General features: G+C 36.2%; 1 pseudogene. It reads right to left on the bottom strand.

Annotated features, from left to right (window positions below):
• Positions 1-38: 38 nt before the first annotated feature.
• A pseudogene (locus BCAMP_RS11810) lies at positions 39-1,169 on the bottom strand (IS3 family transposase).
• Between the last annotated feature and the right edge of the window lie 51 nt (positions 1,170-1,220).

Below are 1,220 nucleotides of genomic sequence, written 5' to 3'. Positions count from 1 at the left end.
ACTGTCTTTGGAATGGCAACAGTAAATTGAACAAAAAATTATAAGGGCTGTAATTTAAATTCGGTAGGCGTTAAATAACCCAATGTTCCATGAATACGGATGTTATTAAACCAATGAACGTAATCATTTAATTCAAGTTCCAGCTGATTAAGATTGGAAAAGTGAGCTTGGTTTGCGAATTCTGTTTTAAACACTTTGAATGTTGCTTCCGCTACAGCGTTATCGTTAGGACAACCCTTCATACTTAGTGAACGTTGAATATTAAATGTTTCAAGCGCTTCATCAATCAACCGATTATCAAATTCTTTCCCTCGATCCGTGTGAAACAGCTGTATGTCATTTAAATTTGCAGAAATGCTTGCTAATGCTTCATAGACAAGACTTGCAGTCTTGTTTTCTCCTACACTATGTCCAATAATTTCACGATTGAAAAGGTCTACAAATAAACATACATAATGCCACTTTCCACCGACACGAACGTATGTTAAATCACTTACAACGACAGCTAATTCTTTTTCTTGAATGAACGCACGTTTTAACTCGTTTCTTATAAGTGCCTCATTCGAACGTGATTTTTGCGGTTTAAATTGAGCCACAGTGTAGTTTGAAACTAAACCTAACGAATGCATTATGCGGCTAATTCGGCGTCTTGATACATGTTTAGGTTCAGCTAACTTTAATAATTCTCTTTTGATTTTACGCGTACCCTAATTATTACGGCTTTCTTTGAAAATCCGTTCAATTTCTTTTGAAAATGCGATGTCCTCTGTTTTTCGCTGCGAAGTGGCATCTAAATTTATATGATAATAATAGGTGCTCCTTTTAATCTCGAGGACGGCACACATTGCTGATACCGAATAAAGGTGAGCGTTATTACGAATCACATTTATTTTCGTCCCATGATCAGCGCCGCTTGCTTTAAAATATCATTCTCCATTAGTAACCGCTGATTTTCTTTACGTAATTTATCTAGTTCTATTTCATCTTCTGTTCGATTATCTTTAGCTGCGAACGAGCCAGTAGCTTGAGGATTTTTTAATCCATTTATCTAATCCCGAAGGGGTTAAATCATATTCACGAGCAATATCAGCACGTGACTTTCCATTTTCATAAAGCTTCACCATTTGCAGTTTAAATTCAGGCGTAAATGTTCGACGTTGACGTGGCATAGTAGCACACTCCTTTTTATTAGTAGTCTTAGTTTACAAGCCCTCATTTAT

Origin of the sequence: Brochothrix campestris FSL F6-1037 (genome assembly GCF_000525915.1) — a bacterium.
Lineage (GTDB): Bacteria > Bacillota > Bacilli > Lactobacillales > Listeriaceae > Brochothrix > Brochothrix campestris.
Note: the sequence above shows the minus strand (reverse complement) of the source record. Positions and strands in the feature narration are given on the sequence as shown.